The organism is Chloracidobacterium sp., assembly GCA_015075585.1.
In the GTDB taxonomy this organism is placed as follows: Bacteria; Acidobacteriota; Blastocatellia; order Pyrinomonadales; family Pyrinomonadaceae; genus OLB17.
This window is the reverse complement of sequence record JABTUB010000002.1, coordinates 713,406-730,394: the sequence shown is the minus strand read 5'-3', so window position 1 is coordinate 730,394 and position 16,989 is coordinate 713,406. Positions and strand designations below refer to the sequence as shown.

Below are 16,989 nucleotides of genomic sequence, written 5' to 3'. Positions count from 1 at the left end.
GAAAGCTGAAATGGCAGAGCCTTCGACAAAGACCAAACAAGACCGTAACAAGCTGATCGCGGCTATCGTGCTTGGCATTCTGGCGGTCTTTGCTCTTTATTTCGCCTTCGGACGCGGAATGTTCTCGAGTAGCTCGTCATCGGCAAAGGTTACGCCGACACCGCGGCCAAGCCCTACGCCGGGCGACAATAAATTCGCACTGCCGTCAAAGGAAGAACAGGAATTCAACGATGTAACGGTGCCGATCAGCTACACTCCGGGGGCCTCGTATGCGCCGGATCCGGGCCGCAACATCTTCGCCTTTTTCGAACCGCCGCCGCCGTGCCCGCCGAGCGAGTGCCCGACACCGACACCGAAGCCGCCCGAGATAAAGCCGCCTGCACCTACGCCGACGCCTTGGTTCGTTGCCGGTTTTACGCAGCCGCAAAGTGTTTATGCGGGTTCGCAGGGCTTCAGGCTTGAGATAAACGGCGACCGTTTTACGCCTGATTCGCGCATCTATTTTAACCAGACCGAGATGCCGACGACCTTTGTCAATTCGCAGCGTGTCGTGACCGATATACCGGCAAGCATGATCGTCGCGCAGGGCAACGCACAGATCATCGTGCAAACGCCCGACGGCGTAAAGAATTCAAATCCGATCAGCCTCACCATAATGGCCCCGCCGCGGCCGACAGTTCAGTACATCGGCCTGGTCGGGCGAAAACGCTACAACAACGATACTGCGTATTTTCAAGAAGCGAACAAGCCGACGCCGTTCAGCGCCAGGCTGAACGACATTGTCGAAAAACGCTTCAGGCTGATAAATATTTCACCGCAAGAGGTCATCTTTGAGGATGTCGATCTTAAGTTCAAGCATCGCGTGCCGATCGTAAAGGCGACCGCAAGTGCGAGCACAGGAGCTCCGTCAAACAGCTATCCGACCGTAAATCCGGGCTTTGGATTCCCGTCGGTCCCACAGCCGCGCATGAATACGGAAGATTGCCCTCCCGGAATTCCGTGCAATATTCCCAGGGTGCAGATGGGCGATCCCAACCGGATGAAGCAGCAGGAACAGCAGAAAGCTCGTGAGCAGAAAGAGGATGTCGACGACGATCAATGACAGCCCGCGGAAGAGCCAGAGCGGTATGACGCTGTTCGCGGTGATGGCCGTTATGGCCGTGATCGCGATAGCCTTGATGGTGATCGCGCCGACAGTTCAGCAGGAAGTGCAGCGTGAGCGTGAGCTTGAGGCGATCCGGCGCGGAGAAGAAGTGGCGGATGCTATTCGCCAGTATGTGGAGTTCTACGGCGGAGCAAAGCTGCCGAACTCAATGGACGACCTGCTAGAAGGGCTCCCGCAAGGCACGAAAAAGCGGCAGATACTGCGTGCCTCGGCGGCGGTCGATCCGCTGAGTGAGGACGGCAAATGGCGTCTCGTAAAGCCCGACATTCAAAGCCTCGGGCCATTTGCCAAACGCGTTCAGGATTACTGCGGCGGCATCCTGCCGTCGAACCCCAGCCGCTCGCTCGACCGTTACACACTTGTCATAGTTAACGCCGTTAACACAAAGAGCGAGACCGAACCGACCGAACCGGAGGACTTTGAGGGCGAGGTTACAACGGACAATACGCCGTTCATCGGCGTCGTGAGCCAGAGCCGTGCCCGCTCGGTGATCTCGTACTACGGGCAGGAAAATCACTCAAAGTGGATATTTACGCCTCTGTTCCGCGGACCGACAACCAATCAATTCGGTGCGAGGCCCGGCCGCGGCCCGGCCGTGAATGCTCCGAATTTACCGGGGACTTCGCCAATGACGCCTTCGATGGGCCGCTAGGCCGTGTCATTTCGGCGGGATATATTCGTTTATCTTATACGCATCTTGCGCATCGGGGTCGGCCAGGTTCTTTCTCACAAGCAGCATCAGATCGACGCCGGGCCGCAGCCGGTAAACTCCGTCGAGGTCGTAAAGCGCTCCATAGCGGCGAATGACCTCGGCATCCTGCGGGCCTTTTTTCGCAATTATCATCTCGTCCGCGTTCACATCGACCATTCTGCCGTGGAACAGAGCCTTCTTGTAATCGTTGAAGTACCAGGTCAGCGGCCAATAGTCCGGCGAGACGATCGCTATCGCGACATCATCACCCTTGCCGCTCTTTTCGGCGTAATGCTGCACCTTTGCCACAAGGTCGAGCATCGGTCGCTTTGAGTGGGCGTAAACATAGCCCATTTCCTCGTCGTCGTAGCGTACGAAATTGAGGTCGTAGGTCTGATATGCAAGGACGACGCAGCCGACAATGGCGAGTGCGGCTCCGAGTACGCGGGTGATCTGCTTCTTAGATGTTACAAGCTCATTGATGCCGTATCCGGCGACAATGCACATCGGCAGATAGAAACTGAGGGCGAGCCACGGCGTCTTGTACGGAATGATCGAGTACGCCGCCAGCAGCCCGAATGCCCAGAACGCCGTGAACATCGCAAAGCGGTGCTTTGCCTTCAAAAGAGCCATTGCCGCACCGACAGCGGACATTATCAGCAGCGGCGCCTCGACCTTCATGCCCCACTTCAGATATGCAAGTGCTCCGTTCTGCGTGTGTGCGTTATTGCCCGTCTTTGTCCATATCGCGTATGCCTCGAACGCTTTCTTTATGCCGTCGGCATAACTGAAGAAGGATGAGAAGAACAAGATAAAGAGATACGCGAAGGTTATTGCCGCCGCGGCCGCGATCAGCAAAGTATTTGTGCCGCTGCCGAGGCCGTTGCGGAATTCCGCCCACGTCAGTGCGACGGGTTCTTCAAGCGATGTTTCGTTCGCACGCGCATAGTCAACGGCAAAAACTACAAGTGTCGCCAATGCGATCAAGACAAGAGCGGTGATCGTATAAAGTGCAAAGGGTTCCGGTATCTGGCTCGGGCCGACAAAATAATTATATGTCCATTTGACCGCCTCAGAGAGCTGTTCGTAAAAGGTGGCCACAGCAACCGCAGCTGCAACACCGAGCGAAATGACCACGCCGCGGCGGTTCTTTTGGAATGCGTTGCCGTTGGCTGTCGCTTTCCATATCCAAACACAAAAACACGCGATGAGCATAGTGCCGAGCGTGATAAATGTCGTCTCTTTTGTTGCGAAAAGCAGCGACGCCGACGCGGCCGCAAGCAGGATATAGATCGGCCGCCCGTCCTGCCACTCACGCAGGATCTTCTGCAGAAAATACGCGATCGCAATGCCGATAAGCGTCAGCACAAAGCGGTATGCGAGTATCGCCGTCTCGTTTGTTGTGCCGATGATGCCGCCAAAAGCAGTACCGAGCGGCAAGGCGGCAAAAACGAAGCATACGAGCAGAAGCAGAATCAGCCATGCGATGGCTCCCGGCCCTGCCTTTTTTTTCTCGATAAAATAGACGACCGAGATGACGAACGTCAGGCTGAGGAAGACAAAGAATATCTCGTGAATGAAATAACGCGAGATAAAGACCATTCCGGGCGAGAGCGTCAAAAATACGGCCGCCGCTATCGCACCGACACGGCCGATGTAGCGTTTTAAGTAGAACGCAACAACGACCATCAGAACGCCCCAAACTGCCACGCTCATCCTTACCGCAGCCGTATTGAGGCCGAAGACCTTGGCGAATGCAAGCGAGATGTAATAAAGCGTCGGCCCGTGATAGTTCGCCGGGTCGTATGTATATTTGCCGTCGCGAAAGAGGTTCGTAAGGAAAAAGCCGTTGACACCTTCGTCATGGTGCATCGGCTTCAGCGTCAGCAGCACGAAACGCAGCAGCGTTGCGACCGCCGTGATCGCGGCACAGGTAACAAGCCACTGCGTGTCACGGCCCTGCTTCTCTGCGGACATCTCCGGAGGCTTCTCTGCCGGTTCCCCTACGGTTATCTCCACGGGTTCCTCAGTACGTTTTTGTGCTTTAGCCTTCTTTTTGACCATCACTTGACCTTATAGACGCGATATTGGCCTGATTCCGCTACAACGGGAAACCGGCGAAAAAAGTCCTCATTCGCCGCGAGCGAGTTGCGTTCATCGGGCGAGATGAGAACGTAGTCGATATCATATTTGCTCAAAAGCAACGGGGCAGTTCCGCCGCCTCGGTAGATATTGCGTACGTCCGCCTCGCGCGGCGCGTAATCAATGCCGTGCGACGACAAGTGGCCCGTATAACGCATCAGCGACTGCCGGCCCGAAAGCACAACGGCTGAATTGTATGTCGGGGCGTTGAGGAAGAGCGCATTCGCGGGCGTCTTTGCCTTTATCTGATCGGCGACCTTTACTGCATCAGAGTCAAAAACGCGTATCTTGATCTGGCCCGAGATGACTCGCCAGACATCCAGCGCACCGGAAAGGACAAGCGTAACGAGCAGAACGGCCGCGAGCGCCTTTAGCGGCCGGGCTTTTTCCCAAAGCCACGCAAGCGCGAACGCAATGAAGGGCAGCGAGCCTACGAACCAATAGATCAGCACCTTGATATTGTCCCATTCCCACGGTGCAAGCTTCGCTGCGTTCGAGATCACGAACAAAAGCAGGAAGGGTATGTAGAACAGCAGCAAACTGCGGCGGCCCTCTCGCTCCTCATCACTCCTGTATGCCGTCAGCCAAAGATATATGCCGACGGCGATCAGCGGCATGGCGAGTCCCGCGTTCTTTAGCCAGAACCATGCTATATTCGCGTTGCCTTTATCCCAACCGAAGTGCCACGAAAAGAACTTAGCCGCATCGCTGCCGCTGCCGCTTACGGACCAAATAAGCTCGGGAACTGCAATGATGCTGACACCGATGCCGAATGCGACAAAGCTGATCCACAGCCTTGCCCTCATCAGCAGCAAAAGAAGCGTTACGATGAAGAGCACCATGAGGCTGTGCAGGTGTATCAGCGGCAGCGTGCCGGCGAGAAGGCCGAGGATCGCGGCAGGAGCATAGCGTGCGGACGGACTTTGAGCGTCGCCGGTATCTTTCGCAGTAAATATGCCCCAAAGGCCCAACAAGGCCATCATTGTCAGCGGCAGGCCAAGCAAAAGGCTCCTTTGCGTCATCAACAGCGAAACCAGCGAGTTGCCCCAGCGATAATGGTCGCCGATCGTATAGTCTCGGGGCAGCGTCCACAAAAATTCCCAGAGGCCTTTGTTCTGTGCCCAGTAGTCCGAAAAGAATGCTGCGAAACCAAGCCCGCCGCTGAAGAAAAAGAGCGCCGGAGCGATGCGGCCCGCAAGCCGGCTGCCGGTAACCCTTGCGCAGAAGCGTTCGATGATGACAAGCAGCGACATCGCCCACGCCGTGTCCTGCAGTACCATTGCTGAGCGTACATCGGCTCCGGCCTTCACAAAGGCTGCGGCCAGCATATCGGCGATGAACGGATACGAGAATCGTGTGCCTGCGAAGGAAGGGTTCTGCGGCGGGAAATTGGCTCCGTCAGTAAAGCCGAAGATAGCTCCTAAATGGAAAGGCAGGTCGCCCAAGTTCTGTGATCCGCCGGTAAATATGCCCTGCGAGTTGGTGTACATCACCTGCTCAAAGAACAGGAAGATAACGATCAGAAAAAAGGTGTAGTAGCCGAACGAAACGAAGCGGTCGGCAGTGCCGCCCTGCAGGCGTCCCTTTGCTTTTGCGATGTCAGCATTGAGCTGTTTTCGCTTTGCCGGCATCTGAAATATGAGCAGCGGGCAGAGCGTCAATATCACTGCGGCAATGATCGACGGCAGCCCGAAGCCGCTGACGAACGACAGTGCAAAGAGCAGCGTGCCGAATACCGCACAGCCCGCTACATTGCCCGCCGCAATGCGCCACATCAGCCGCTCGTCATCAAAGACGAGATATGTGAGTGCGACGCCGCCAAGCGTCAATACGATGAGAAAAAGGGCAGAGACCAACATTCGCCAATGTTAAACTTTTCAATAACTTACCTTACCTGCGGGTGAAAATAAACCCGCCGTCCGTCGCGTTGTGCGGCGGCAGAAGCGTCAAACGCGTTCGGCCAGCAGCCGCTCGACATATTTCGCGATAACGTCGGCCTCAAGATTGACGGCGTCGCCGGGCTTCAGCAATGAAAGATCGGTCAGCTCCCACGTTTTTGGGATGACGGCGACATCGAACTCACCTTCACGCAATGCGGCGACCGTAAGGCTGATGCCCTCAACGGCGACCGAGCCTTTGAAGACAAGGTATTTTGCGAACTCACGGGGAAAGGCGACCGTTACCGTGTAGAAATCGCCTTCAGCCGCAGCACCGGCGAACGTGCCGGTCGTATCGACATGGCCTTGTACGATGTGGCCGCCAAGGCGTGTCGCAGGCGTTACCGCGCGTTCTAGGTTGACACGCGAGCCGGCCGCAAGCCGCGAGAGCGTCGTCCGCTGCAGCGTTTCGGGCGAGATGTCGGCCGCAAAGCCGTCGGCGGCAGGCTCCATTGCCGTTAGGCAAACGCCGTTCACCGCTATCGAATCGCCCGCGCGGACATCCTCGGTAACGAGCGTTGCGGCGATCTCGATCCGCGAGCCTGCCTCGTGTTCGTGGATAGCGGCGACAGTGCCGAGTTCTTCAATGATGCCGGTGAACATAGCTGCTAAAATTCCTGAGTGAGCCGTGCGGCCATTCTGTTACTTGGGCAAGTTGATTATATAGTAAATGAGCAGGTGCGGCGATGCACCTATCGAATATGGCCGAACAACAAGCAACATCACAGCCGCCAAAACTTCGAACCGCACAGGGCGGCCCCGACAATGATTCTGTCGCAGACCTGATCGAATGGTTCCTCAACTACGACGAGCGGACCGCCCGCTTGCGGCATCCGCACTCGAATGAACTTTTTATCTGGAAGCAGGCCGATGACGAGGCGAACGGCGTTGCGACATATCCGTTCGAGAGTGCCGAGGCAAGGTTTGCGATCGGTGCAGTTCAGGCGCTGCGTGAGAATAATTCCGAGCCGATGCTCAGCCTTTGGATCGGCGATTGCCTGCAGGCACTGCACGATGCACGCGAGCTTCGTACCGAGATGACGGAGGCATTCGGGCTTGACAAGGCGGACGCCGAAGCGTCACCGCTCGCAAAGGCCGAACTCCTGCCCTCGAACGACGAAAAACGTGCGTATCTCACAAGCTGCTGGCTCGAAACGCTTTACACCGCCGAAGCAAGACTGCTGGGCTGGGCGTATCAGGACATCTACGGCAAGCCATTCAGTGCATAAGTCGCATTAGTTACCTGAAGGTCTCGCATTGCTTCATACTGCCCGACTGCATGCCGCGCGTAAGCCACTGCATACGCTGCTGGGCCGAGCCGTGCGTGAAGGAATCGGGGACGACGTAACCTTGCGTCCGTTTTTGGATCATATCGTCGCCGACCGCCTGCGCGGCACGGATCGCCTCTTCGGCATCGCCTTGGTCGAGGCGGCCTTGTTTCGCCGCCGTGTTTGCCCAGATGCCGGCGTAGCAATCGGCCTGAAGTTCGAGAGCCACGCTCAGGCGGTTCGAGTTGCCTGCACGCTGCACTTTGTCCATCGTGCCCATTAGATTCTGTATATGATGCCCGAATTCATGAGCGATCACGTATGCCTCAGCGAAATCGCCGGGCGCACGGAATTCACGCCTCAGCTCATCAAAGAAAGCAAAATCGAGATAAAGGTTGTAGTCGCCCGGGCAGTAGAAAGGCCCGGTCGCCGCGCTTGCATAGCCGCAGGCGCTCGCGACCTGTCCGGTGAAAATGACTAGCTTCGGCGGCCGGAATTGTATGCCGGCCTGCTGCGGAAGTACCTGCTTCCAAGTATCCTCGAGGCTGCCTTCGATGGCCTTTGCAAACGCCATATTCTGATCGTTAGCCGGCTCCGGCCTGTTCGCCGCCGGCCCTGAGACGGGCGGCTGTTCGGTCAGCAACGCGCTCGGGTCGCCGCCGCACATATAGATCGCGAGAGCCAGCAGAAGGATCCCGATACCACCACCGCCGATCGCTATTCCGCCGCTTATGCCGCGCCTGTCCTCAACATTTCCGCTTGGCCGCAGATCACTCCAACGCATACCACATTCTCCTTATCGAACAGAATTCTAGCATTGTAGCACTGATTGGAAAAAGCTGAGACATTGTGCTGATATCACCGCAAAATCTTGACATATCGGAAGTTAGAGGATTATCATTCAAGACGTTCCTAGGTTTTCGGCTTACTCCCGCACTGGCATTCTTTTCAAAAGGAGGCAGAATGATAAAATTAGACATCGTAAACCTGGTGGCAGAGCGTACGGGTGTGGCAAAACAAAAAGCTGAAAAGGTAGTAGATTCTCTTTTTGAAGCTATGAAAGAAGCTCTCGCCGAGGGCAAACGGATCGAACTTCGCGGGTTTGGCGTCTTTGTCGTAAAGGACCGCAAACGCGGCGTGGGACGTAATCCGCGGACAGGCACCGAGGTGCCGATCCCAGAGGGCAAGACCATACGATTCAAGCCGGGTAAGGAACTTTCGGCAAAAGCCGTCGGCTAGTTCCTTGTAGTAACGAAAACCATACAGCGCGGGCCGCAGAACGACGCCTTCGGGTTTGCGGGCACGCGCTTTTAGCATCATGCGAACCGATGACCGATCAGAGCAGTATTTATCGGCAATACATTCCGCCTCCGCCGCCAAAGCCTGACAGCCGCACGATCGCGCGTCATCTCCTTCTTTTGCTTATCACGTTCTGTACGACAATGACGGCCGGAACGCTCTATCCTTTCGGGCCGATAACGACGCTGCCCGAAGGCGACCCGCAGACATTCAGCGAGTTTCTGACATTTTTGTATCAAATGCCCGAAAAGTATATCGGGCTGGTCGGGACGGCGCTCAGCAAGATGTTCACCGACCCGGGCGTAATGGCCGACGGCGTAACGTTCGCGTGCTCGCTGCTCTTCATACTCTTTTGTCATGAGATGGGGCACTATATCGCCTGCCGCATCTATCGCGTCGATGCAACTTTGCCGTTCTTTCTGCCGACGCCGCCGCTGATCGGGCCTGCCGGCACATTCGGCGCGTTCATAAAGATACGCTCGCCGATGCCCTCGCGGCGTGCTGTTTTCGATATCGGTGTTGCCGGGCCGCTCGCGGGTTTTATCGCACTTCTGCCGATCGCCGTTTGGGGCATCGCGACAATGCAAACGGCAACTCCTGTACAGATCGCGAATTCATCCGGCGAGCTTGTATTCGGCGACCCGCTGCTGATGCGCTTTATTGCGTATCTTTTCGGGATCGACCTGAATTTCGGCGTGGGCAACTCATTTTATTATGCGGCTTGGGTCGGTGTACTGGTTACCGCACTTAACCTGATCCCTGCGGGGCAGCTTGACGGCGGACACGCATTATTTGCCGTCTTCGGGCGTGCGGTGCATCAATGGTCGGGCCGGATCGCGTTCGCGGCAATGGCTTTGTTGTCGATAGCGGGAGCTTACTTTTACTCAAGCCCGAGCGGCTTCCTGATAGCGGTGATCCTCGCGGTAATGATGAAGGTCGGCCACCCGACGCCTCTCGATGACACGCCGCTTGACGCAAAGCGCAAGCTTGTCGCCCTGATCACATTAGCGATATTCGTTCTCTGCTTTGTGCCGTTCCCGATACAGATAAATTAGCTCGTTTGCGGCAGAAGGCCCTTGATCTCTTTTACCATACGCTCAACATCTTCGTCGCCGTCGAGTGCGATCATAAATAGGTCGTAGCTCGTCTTGATGCACACCATTCCGTTGCCGAAGAACCAGATGCCTTCGAGCAGCGGGCTGCCGCCGATGATCGAGCCGATCGGGAAGCCCGTGATGTTCGACGGGTCGAGGACATTGGTCATCATAACGGCACCGGATGCGAATGCGAATGCCCCGAGCAGCGGAGCGCCGACGCGCTTTGCGAGGTCGCGTTCGAACTGTATCCTTTCGGCGTCTGCCTGATTGAGAGCGCCTTTCTTGATAAGCTCCTCGCGGCGTTTCAGATAGCCGTCGAAACGCACGGCAAGTTCTTTGACCGTGAGTGTCGGTATCGCTGAGTTCATCAGCCAGTGCGAGCTTAGGCCCGTGAAAACAACGCCGAGGCCGGCGCCGATCGCCATCGAAACGCCCGTTGTTGCGGCCTTTACCGGATCATCGGCGGCCCACGCGGCTGCCTTCTTTGCCGAGGAGATCGCCGCATCAAGGGTAGAAGCGAGGCTCGCCCCAAAACCGACAACACGCGATGCATGCTTTGCACCGGCGCCGACCGTGGTGAACGTATCGGCGGCGATGCCTCCGGCGCGTTCGGCGACATCGACTACCGCTCCGCCCGTCCTCATTCCTGCGTCAACGGCTGCGTCGCGCACGGGTTCGCTGGCGTCCCAAGCCTTTTGGGCGGCATCGGTCGCAGTATCGATCGCGGTTTCCGCCAGATCGACGGCCTTGCGGCCGAGTTCGCTTTTATTCGCCTCTTGCTTTACGTAGCCCGCGCCTGTTTTGGCTGCATCGACGAGCGTTTTTGCGCCGTCCTCGATCTTTTCCTTCAGGCCGAGCTGCGAATCGATCTCTCCCAGCTTATCGGTCGCCTTTTTCGTCCAAGCGTTGAATTTATCTTTATAGTCACTCATACCTAAGTTTTATCACAGGTTCGATGACGATAGATACGCTTTTGTCAGGCGTAATGTTCGGCGCAGCAGACGTCTGTGATAATCTTTCGACTGTATGGCGTTAGTGAAATGCCCGCAGTGCGGTAAAGAGGTTGAATTCGCAGGCAACGACTTTCGTCCGTTCTGTTCGGAACGCTGCCGTTTGCTCGATCTCGGGGCGTGGGCCGACGGCGAATATGCGCTGCCCGCCCAGACCACGGAACTGAGCGAAGAGGATCGCATCCGCATCGAGCAAGCGAAGGAGGAACGAGATGACAGCAATGCTCCTTGATATGAATCCGCTTGGCGGCGGTGTCGGCATCTTTGCGGCGGTCGCTTTTTTTCTGACCTTTGCTGCGGTGGGCCTCATTGCATTCAAGGTTCTCAAGAGGTCGGTGCAGATGAGTGTCAGGATACTAATCGTTCTGATCACGCTTGCAATCGGAATTGCAGGGACGCTTGCCATCTACTTCGCCGCGACAGGGCCAAGCCCGCGGCCGCGGCCTGCGGCACGTCCCGGCCCGCAAAGATAAGCCGAATGGATCCGACAAAGCCTGCTTCAGAAGCGCGCGGCCTGCGAAGATTCGCAAATATGCCGCGAAATGTCGTTGCGCTGAGCGCCGTCAGCCTGCTCAACGATACGTCAAGCGAGATCATATATCCGCTGCTGCCTGCCTTTCTCGCACTTGCTGTCGGTGCGTCGCCTTTCGCCATCGGGCTGATCGAGGGTTTTGCCGAATCACTTGCAAGCCTTCTGAAACTTGTCTCGGGCTATTTAAGCGACCGTTTGGGGACGCGGAAGATGCCGGTACTGCTCGGTTATGCCGTTGCGGCATTGACGCGGCCTTTACTCGGGTTTGTTGGAAGTTGGCCGGGCGTCCTTGTGCTACGCTCGGCTGACCGCATAGGCAAGGGCATACGCGGCGCTCCGCGCGATGCGATCATTGCGTCGAGCGTATCGGTCGAGCGGCGCGGTGCCGCATTCGGATTCAATCGTGCCGCAGATCATCTCGGGGCCGTCTTTGGGCCGGTCGCGGCATTTTTCCTTTTGACGTACTTTGCCGCCGATCCGAGTTCGCCGAGCGTCGCCGAATATCAGCGGACATTCCTTTTCGCATCGCTGCCGGTCATTGCCGGGCTGTTCGTTATCGCGGCCTTTGTTCGCGATGAACCGGAGGGACGCCGTTCCGAAGCGTCGCCGTCGCTGTCATTTTCCGGCTTTGATAAGAATTTTTGGCGTCTTATGGGCGTCGTAGCTCTTTTTACGCTGTCGAATTCGACCGACGCGTTCCTTCTTTTGCGTGCCGCCGAAGCCGGTATCTCGCCCGCCGTGCTGCCGCTTCTTTGGATGACGCTGCACTTCAGTAAGGTCGTAAGCTCGCTCGCGGGCGGCGTGATGTCGGACAAACTCGGGCGAAAGCCGGTGATAGCGTCGGGCTGGCTGATCTATGCACTGGTGTATCTCGGCTTTGCTTTTGTCAGCTCGGCGTGGCAATGCTGGGCGCTGTTCATTATTTACGGAGCATATTTCGGGCTTACGGAAGGTGTCGAAAAGGCATTTGTCGCCGACCTTGTCGGTGAGGATAAGCGCGGCACGGCATACGGCATCTACAACCTCGCGTACGGCATTACGGTGCTGCCCGCATCATTGCTGTTCGGCTTTTTGTGGTATGAATTCGGAGCGGCAACGGCATTCATCGCAAGTGCGGCCGTTTCGATGACGGCACTTGCGATGTTCCTTACCGTAAAGGGTGCGGCGGCTAAGGCAGCCGAAGCGAATTGAGCATATTCGTGAACGAACGCGAGTACGCTGCGGCGTCTCGTTCGGGCGAAACGGTCGCGATATAGAGCATTCCGCTGTTATTCACCATCAGCGTATAGATCGTAACGCTCTCGACGCGGCGCGTAACGGGCGAGGTGCCGCGAAGCCTTGTAATGAGCGTTTGGCGGCCGGCAATATAGCTGCTCGTCGTGCTGCCCTGCTGACGCAGATATGTGTTTTCCTGAAGCATCGAGCGGATATATTCGTCGTTGGCACTGCTGAGGTCGCCTGACTGCACCTGCATCGCACCGAACATAGCTCCGTGCGTTATGCCTTGGTCGCCGTAAGCTCCTTCGGGTGCGAGCATAAAGCCTTCAGATGTGTCGAATCGCTGCCAGTTCGACGGGTATGAGAAACTGATCCCGCTGCCTGAATACCGCTGTGTGCGTGATGAAGGCGCCGGCACGTTCGTCGTATATCGGCCGCCGGCGGTCGGATTCGAATTGCCCGCAGCACCTTTTTCGATCTCGGCCATTGTCGGTGCCTTCGGCATAGCCCGCAAGCGGGTTTGGACACGCTCGAAATCACGAGTGATCTTTATCGGGTTCGGGCTTACGTTCAAATGGGAAGCCTCTTCGCTGATCCGTTGATAACGGTTGCCCGGATCAGGGTGGCTGCTGAGCCATTGAGGAGTGCTGTTCTTGCTCTCTGCCTGTATGGTCTTAAAAACATTGGCAAGATCCTGCGGATCGTAGCCTGCATCGGCCATTATCTGCGATCCGAGGATATCTGCCTGCGTCTCATACGCGCGGCTGTACTTTGTCATCCACGCCATTGCACCAAGGGCACCAAGCTGTGCTCCTGCCTCGCCGCCCAAGATCGCCCCGCCGAGGATCATGCCGAGCATACCGAGCTGATTTCCGAAGCTGTTTTGTTTTGTGGCTTGCGCGGTCGCATGGCGGAGGGCAACATGCGATATTTCGTGAGCCATGACGCCTGCAAGCTCGCCTTCATTGCGTGCCGCCTCGATCATTCCGCGGTTTACGTACATCGGCCCTGAGGGAAGAGCAAATGCGTTCAGATCGCTGGCATTCACGATCTTGAATCGGTAATCGAAATCCGGCTGCCGAAACCTCGCAGGTATCGCGTTGACGAGCCGCCTGCCGATGCGCCCGACATAGTTAGTCGCTTCGGCATCGCGCAGGATAGGGAATTTCTTCTCGATCTCGGCCGCTGCCTGGTTGCCGAGCTTGACGTCTTCCTGCACCTTGTATTTGTTCTTAGGCATATCGATCCGCGTTTGCGCGATCGCCGCCAGCGGCATAACGATCAGTGCAAAAACAAGAGCTGCTGCGGATACTTTGTTGCGAAGGTCGATCGCCTGGGTCTGTTGTCTCATAAGTCCTCTAAGGTTTTCCGCCATTTTAGCACGAGTGGCGGCCTCGCGGGGTATGATGAGCCGTATAACAGCGCGAGTTTGCCGCAGTTATCAGTGGCGGCAAGACGGCTTTTGCAGAGATTTCTTATTTCCTACATTCCACATCCGTATGCAATGTCGAGTATAATCGAGTGCATACGGCGCCTTTGGCGGAACTAATTGAAGCAGCGGTTATGGCCGCACATCCCTTTGAGACCTTTTGAACCGGAACCCGAAAGGGCGGCTATAAGTATGTACGAAATTCGAGTGCAAGTCCTGCAGGGCAGCGGAATGATCGGACGCTTTGTACGGTGTTCGTGCAGCGGAATTGAATATAATAAATGCCTTTATTAAGGAGACCTGACGATGGGGTTTAGTTTCTTACCAAAAGAAGATCAATATTTCGCATTATTTGCGCGTATGAGCAGTAAGCTCGAAGAAGCGGCGAGCGTTTTGCACGAGATGGTGCAGGCGGACAACTCTGAGTTCGATTCATTCTCAAAAAAGATCAAGCATATCGAGCACGAGTGCGACGAGCTTACGCATACCGTTACGACAAGGCTCAACAGCTCTTTTATCACGCCCTTTGACCGTGAGGATATCTATACGCTTTCGGTCGCTCTCGATGATGTCTGCGATTACATCGACTCATCGGCCCGTGCGATCGTAATGTATGACATTCACGAGATCCACGAGAATGCGGTCAAACTCGCCGCAGTTATCAAGAAGCAAGCCGCCGAAATAAAAAGCGCTGTCGATCTGCTCGAACGCGGCAAAGGAATGAAGCCGCATCTGCTCGAGATACAACGCCTCGAGAACGAAGCTGACGACATCTATTTCGGTGCGATGGCCGATCTTTTCAAGCACTCAAGCAACCCGCTCAACATCATCAAGTGGAAGGCCTTTTATGAACTGCTCGAAGCTGCTACCGATAAATGCGAATATGTCGGCAACATCATCGAAAGCATCGTGCTGAAACATAACTGATACCCAAGCCAAACCTCTTATGGATCAAGTATCTTCAGCAACCGTCATCGCGATCGTTATCATTCTGGTCGCACTTGCGTTCGACTATGTCAACGGCTTTCACGATGCCGCTAACTCCATTGCGACGGTTGTTGCTACTCGCGTGCTCTCGCCCGGAGCCGCCGTTGCGATGGCCGCTTTTTTTAACTTTATTGCCGTAATAGTATTCGGCACTGCTGTCGCAAAGACGGTCGGCGGCGACCTCGTCGATATTCATATGCTCGAACAGCAGACGCGTCTTTACGTGCTGCTTGCGGGCGTCTTGGGTGCCATCTTCTGGAACCTGATCACATGGTATCTCGGCCTGCCGACGTCAAGTTCGCATGCACTTGTGGGCGCGTATGCCGGAGCCGCAATAACGGCCTACATAATCCAAAAGGGCACGTCAGCGGGCGTTGAGGGCATGCTGAAGCCCGAAGGCTGGATAAAGACGCTGGCTTTCATCGTGCTTTCGCCAACCATCGGATTGCTGCTCGGCTTTGGCTTGATGGTGAGTGTTTACTGGATATTTCACCGCGTATCCGTGCGCAAGGTCGACCGCATCTTTCGCATCGGCCAACTTTTCTCCGCAGCTTCGTACAGCCTCGGCCATGGCGGTAATGATGCCCAGAAAACGATGGGCATTATGACGATAGCACTCGTGGCGGGCGGTTTTCTGAATATGACGCCGGACGGCAAGCTGCCGGACGTACCGCTTTGGGTCGAGGTCTCTGCTTGTGCGGCGATCGCTCTCGGAACGCTCTCGGGCGGCTGGCGTATCGTCAAGACAATGGGTACGAAGATCGTAAAGCTGCAGCCTGTCGGCGGTTTTTGTGCCGAGGCGGCCGGCTCGATAACGCTCTTTGGCGCGACGGCTCTCGGAATTCCCGTTTCGACGACGCACACTATTACCGGAGCGATCGTCGGGGTCGGATCTGCAAAGCGGTTCTCGGCAGTGAAGTGGGGCGTCGCAGGCCGCATCATCTGGGCATGGGTGCTTACTATCCCTGCCGCCGCGTTGATCGCTGCCGCATCGTATGCGGTGCTGCTTTTGTTTGAAAAGATCACCGGCGTCGCCTAAAACTTCACCAACCGAATAGGCCTTGCACGCATACTGCAAAAGTGTCATCATTTTTTTATGTCAGCAGTAGCAGAAGCGGTACGTCCGTTGGAAGATTTTCTCGTGATGTCCGATGAGGATGTTGCGGAGTCGATCGTCGAGTCAAAGCGTGAGCTTGGTGACCGCGTCGTAATTCTCGGCCATCATTATCAGCGTGATGATGTGGTGAAGCACGCCGACCTTACCGGCGACTCATACCAACTGTCGGTAATGGCGTCAAAGGCGGATGCGGAATACATCGTGTTTTGCGGCGTACACTTTATGGCCGAATCCGCGAATATTCTCGGCAAGGACGGCCAGACCGTTGTTCTGCCCGACATGGGCGCCGGCTGTTCGATGGCGGACATGGCTTCGGTCGAAGAGGTTGAGGATGCATGGGAACAGCTCGAGGAGATCGGCGTACTCGAACAGCGTGTTGCACCGATCACCTATATGAACTCGTCTGCCGCGATCAAGGCTTTCTGCGGCCGCAACGACGGCGTGGTCTGTACGTCATCGAATGCGATACCGCTCTTTGACCATTATCTTAAGAATTTCGACAAGCTGTTCTTCTTTCCCGACCAGCATCTCGGGCGCAACACCGGGGCAAAATTCGGCATACCGCTCGACAAAATGATCGTTTGGGATCCGCATAAGGAACTCGGCGGAAATCCGCCCGAGGCCGTGCATGACGCGAAGCTGATCCTTTGGCGTGGCCACTGCTCGGTACACGGCCGCTTCAAGGAATGGCACGCCGATCAGGTGCGTGAGGAAGTGCCGGGAGTAAAGGTTCTCGTACATCCTGAATGCCCGCACGAGGTCGTGGTTAAGAGCGACCTTGACGGTTCGACATCGTTCATCATCAAGACCGTGGAAAATTCTCCGAGCGGCTCAAAATGGGCGATCGGCACCGAGGTCAACCTCGTCAACCGCCTCAAGACACGTTTCCCGGACAAGGACATTCGGCTGCTCGCCCCCGACCTGTGTATGTGTGCGACGATGTTTCGTATAGCACCGCAAAATCTCGCATGGGCGCTCGACAACCTCGCCGCGGGCAATGTGGTGAATGAGATCGTCGTTGATGCTGAGACCCGACACTATGCCAACGTCGCCCTCGGCCGTATGATCTCGCTGACCGAGAACAAGAACTGACGGGC

Annotated in this window: 17 protein-coding genes; 11 read left to right on the top strand and 6 right to left on the bottom strand. The window is 56.2% G+C overall.

Translation table 11 applies throughout. The annotated features are described in order from the left end of the window. Window positions 1-10: 10 nt before the first annotated feature. Together HS105_12295 and HS105_12290 are read left to right on the top strand one after the other, a co-directional pair. Window positions 11-1,102, top strand: coding sequence for a hypothetical protein (locus HS105_12295; GenBank protein ID MBE7517366.1), 1,092 nt, complete (start codon window positions 11-13; stop codon window positions 1,100-1,102). Next, complete coding sequence (locus tag HS105_12290) at window positions 1,083-1,817, top strand: type II secretion system protein (protein MBE7517365.1); 735 nt, start codon at window positions 1,083-1,085, stop codon at window positions 1,815-1,817. Before HS105_12295 ends, HS105_12290 begins: the two co-directional genes overlap by 20 nt. Before the next feature lie 6 nt (window positions 1,818-1,823). Here the strand turns inward: HS105_12290 and HS105_12285 are convergent, their stop codons facing one another. The 3 genes from HS105_12285 to HS105_12275 form a co-directional block, all read right to left on the bottom strand. Further along, window positions 1,824-3,920 carry a glycosyltransferase family 39 protein gene (locus tag HS105_12285; protein ID MBE7517364.1) on the bottom strand — a complete coding sequence of 699 codons (2,097 nt, stop codon included), beginning with the start codon at window positions 3,918-3,920 and terminating at the stop codon, window positions 1,824-1,826. After that, window positions 3,920-5,857 (bottom strand): hypothetical protein, encoded by a 1,938-nt coding sequence (locus HS105_12280; protein ID MBE7517363.1) that lies wholly within the window; start codon window positions 5,855-5,857, stop codon window positions 3,920-3,922. Before HS105_12280 ends, HS105_12285 begins: the two co-directional genes overlap by 1 nt. An 87-nt stretch (window positions 5,858-5,944) precedes the next feature. Continuing rightward, entirely contained in the window at window positions 5,945-6,538 is a 594-nt protein-coding gene (locus tag HS105_12275; protein ID MBE7517362.1) for a riboflavin synthase, read from the bottom strand. 98 nt (window positions 6,539-6,636) lie between these two features. Here HS105_12275 and HS105_12270 point away from each other — a divergent pair, with 98 nt between their 5' ends. Next, a complete protein-coding gene (locus HS105_12270; protein ID MBE7517361.1) occupies window positions 6,637-7,164 on the top strand; it encodes a hypothetical protein in 528 nt (175 codons plus the stop codon). A 10-nt stretch (window positions 7,165-7,174) separates the two neighbouring features. Here HS105_12270 and HS105_12265 read toward each other — a convergent pair whose 3' ends face one another. Continuing rightward, a complete protein-coding gene (locus HS105_12265; GenBank protein ID MBE7517360.1) occupies window positions 7,175-7,987 on the bottom strand; it encodes a zinc metallopeptidase in 813 nt (270 codons plus the stop codon). Window positions 7,988-8,166: 179 nt separating this feature from the next. On the opposite strand from HS105_12265, the gene HS105_12260 reads away from it, so the two are divergent. Continuing rightward, window positions 8,167-8,442: an integration host factor subunit beta gene (locus tag HS105_12260; GenBank protein ID MBE7517359.1), complete on the top strand. Its 276-nt coding sequence runs from the start codon at window positions 8,167-8,169 to the stop codon at window positions 8,440-8,442. Between the two features lie 89 nt (window positions 8,443-8,531). After that, window positions 8,532-9,557, top strand: a complete 1,026-nt coding sequence (locus tag HS105_12255; protein ID MBE7517358.1) for a site-2 protease family protein — start codon at window positions 8,532-8,534, stop codon at window positions 9,555-9,557. Here HS105_12255 and HS105_12250 read toward each other — a convergent pair. Further along, the gene (locus HS105_12250) at window positions 9,554-10,531 is read right to left on the bottom strand and encodes a hypothetical protein (GenBank protein MBE7517357.1); all 978 of its coding nucleotides are present in this window, start codon (window positions 10,529-10,531) and stop codon (window positions 9,554-9,556) included. The genes HS105_12255 and HS105_12250 overlap by 4 nt on opposite strands. A 94-nt stretch (window positions 10,532-10,625) precedes the next feature. Between HS105_12250 and HS105_12245 the strand changes: the two genes are divergently transcribed. The 3 genes from HS105_12245 to HS105_12235 are packed head-to-tail and all read left to right on the top strand — an operon-like array spanning window position 10,626 to window position 12,332. Beyond that, complete coding sequence (locus HS105_12245; protein ID MBE7517356.1) at window positions 10,626-10,841, top strand: DNA gyrase inhibitor YacG; 216 nt, start codon at window positions 10,626-10,628, stop codon at window positions 10,839-10,841. Next, a complete protein-coding gene (locus tag HS105_12240; GenBank protein ID MBE7517355.1) occupies window positions 10,822-11,082 on the top strand; it encodes a hypothetical protein in 261 nt (86 codons plus the stop codon). The genes HS105_12245 and HS105_12240 overlap by 20 nt, the downstream gene beginning before the upstream one ends. A 5-nt stretch (window positions 11,083-11,087) precedes the next feature. Beyond that, on the top strand, window positions 11,088-12,332 hold the full coding sequence (locus HS105_12235) for an MFS transporter (protein MBE7517354.1): 1,245 nt from the start codon (window positions 11,088-11,090) through the stop codon (window positions 12,330-12,332). Here HS105_12235 and HS105_12230 read toward each other — a convergent pair. Continuing rightward, window positions 12,310-13,710, bottom strand: a complete 1,401-nt coding sequence (locus HS105_12230; GenBank protein ID MBE7517353.1) for a M48 family metalloprotease — start codon at window positions 13,708-13,710, stop codon at window positions 12,310-12,312. The genes HS105_12235 and HS105_12230 overlap by 23 nt on opposite strands. Before the next feature lie 384 nt (window positions 13,711-14,094). Here HS105_12230 and HS105_12225 point away from each other — a divergent pair, with 384 nt between their 5' ends. The 3 genes from HS105_12225 to nadA are packed head-to-tail and all read left to right on the top strand — an operon-like array spanning window position 14,095 to window position 16,984. Continuing rightward, entirely contained in the window at window positions 14,095-14,715 is a 621-nt protein-coding gene (locus HS105_12225; GenBank protein ID MBE7517352.1) for a DUF47 domain-containing protein, read from the top strand. A 19-nt stretch (window positions 14,716-14,734) separates the two neighbouring features. Next, window positions 14,735-15,814, top strand: a complete 1,080-nt coding sequence (locus HS105_12220; protein ID MBE7517351.1) for an inorganic phosphate transporter — start codon at window positions 14,735-14,737, stop codon at window positions 15,812-15,814. Window positions 15,815-15,871: 57 nt separating this feature from the next. Continuing rightward, the gene (nadA, locus tag HS105_12215) at window positions 15,872-16,984 is read left to right on the top strand and encodes a quinolinate synthase NadA (GenBank protein MBE7517350.1); all 1,113 of its coding nucleotides are present in this window, start codon (window positions 15,872-15,874) and stop codon (window positions 16,982-16,984) included. Window positions 16,985-16,989: the final 5 nt, after the last annotated feature.

Coding starts and splice junctions, on each gene's coding strand:
- HS105_12285 (MBE7517364.1), bottom strand. CDS start 3,920: ATGGTCAAAAAGAAGGCTAAAGCACAAAAACGTACTGAGGAACCCGTG.
- nadA (MBE7517350.1), top strand. CDS start 15,872: ATGTCAGCAGTAGCAGAAGCGGTACGTCCGTTGGAAGATTTTCTCGTG.
- HS105_12225 (MBE7517352.1), top strand. CDS start 14,095: ATGGGGTTTAGTTTCTTACCAAAAGAAGATCAATATTTCGCATTATTT.
- HS105_12220 (MBE7517351.1), top strand. CDS start 14,735: ATGGATCAAGTATCTTCAGCAACCGTCATCGCGATCGTTATCATTCTG.
- HS105_12235 (MBE7517354.1), top strand. CDS start 11,088: ATGGATCCGACAAAGCCTGCTTCAGAAGCGCGCGGCCTGCGAAGATTC.
- HS105_12295 (MBE7517366.1), top strand. CDS start 11: ATGGCAGAGCCTTCGACAAAGACCAAACAAGACCGTAACAAGCTGATC.
- HS105_12265 (MBE7517360.1), bottom strand. CDS start 7,987: ATGCGTTGGAGTGATCTGCGGCCAAGCGGAAATGTTGAGGACAGGCGC.
- HS105_12290 (MBE7517365.1), top strand. CDS start 1,083: ATGTCGACGACGATCAATGACAGCCCGCGGAAGAGCCAGAGCGGTATG.
- HS105_12275 (MBE7517362.1), bottom strand. CDS start 6,538: ATGTTCACCGGCATCATTGAAGAACTCGGCACTGTCGCCGCTATCCAC.
- HS105_12280 (MBE7517363.1), bottom strand. CDS start 5,857: ATGTTGGTCTCTGCCCTTTTTCTCATCGTATTGACGCTTGGCGGCGTC.
- HS105_12270 (MBE7517361.1), top strand. CDS start 6,637: ATGGCCGAACAACAAGCAACATCACAGCCGCCAAAACTTCGAACCGCA.
- HS105_12240 (MBE7517355.1), top strand. CDS start 10,822: ATGACAGCAATGCTCCTTGATATGAATCCGCTTGGCGGCGGTGTCGGC.
- HS105_12260 (MBE7517359.1), top strand. CDS start 8,167: ATGATAAAATTAGACATCGTAAACCTGGTGGCAGAGCGTACGGGTGTG.
- HS105_12255 (MBE7517358.1), top strand. CDS start 8,532: ATGACCGATCAGAGCAGTATTTATCGGCAATACATTCCGCCTCCGCCG.
- HS105_12250 (MBE7517357.1), bottom strand. CDS start 10,531: ATGAGTGACTATAAAGATAAATTCAACGCTTGGACGAAAAAGGCGACC.
- HS105_12245 (MBE7517356.1), top strand. CDS start 10,626: ATGGCGTTAGTGAAATGCCCGCAGTGCGGTAAAGAGGTTGAATTCGCA.
- HS105_12230 (MBE7517353.1), bottom strand. CDS start 13,710: ATGAGACAACAGACCCAGGCGATCGACCTTCGCAACAAAGTATCCGCA.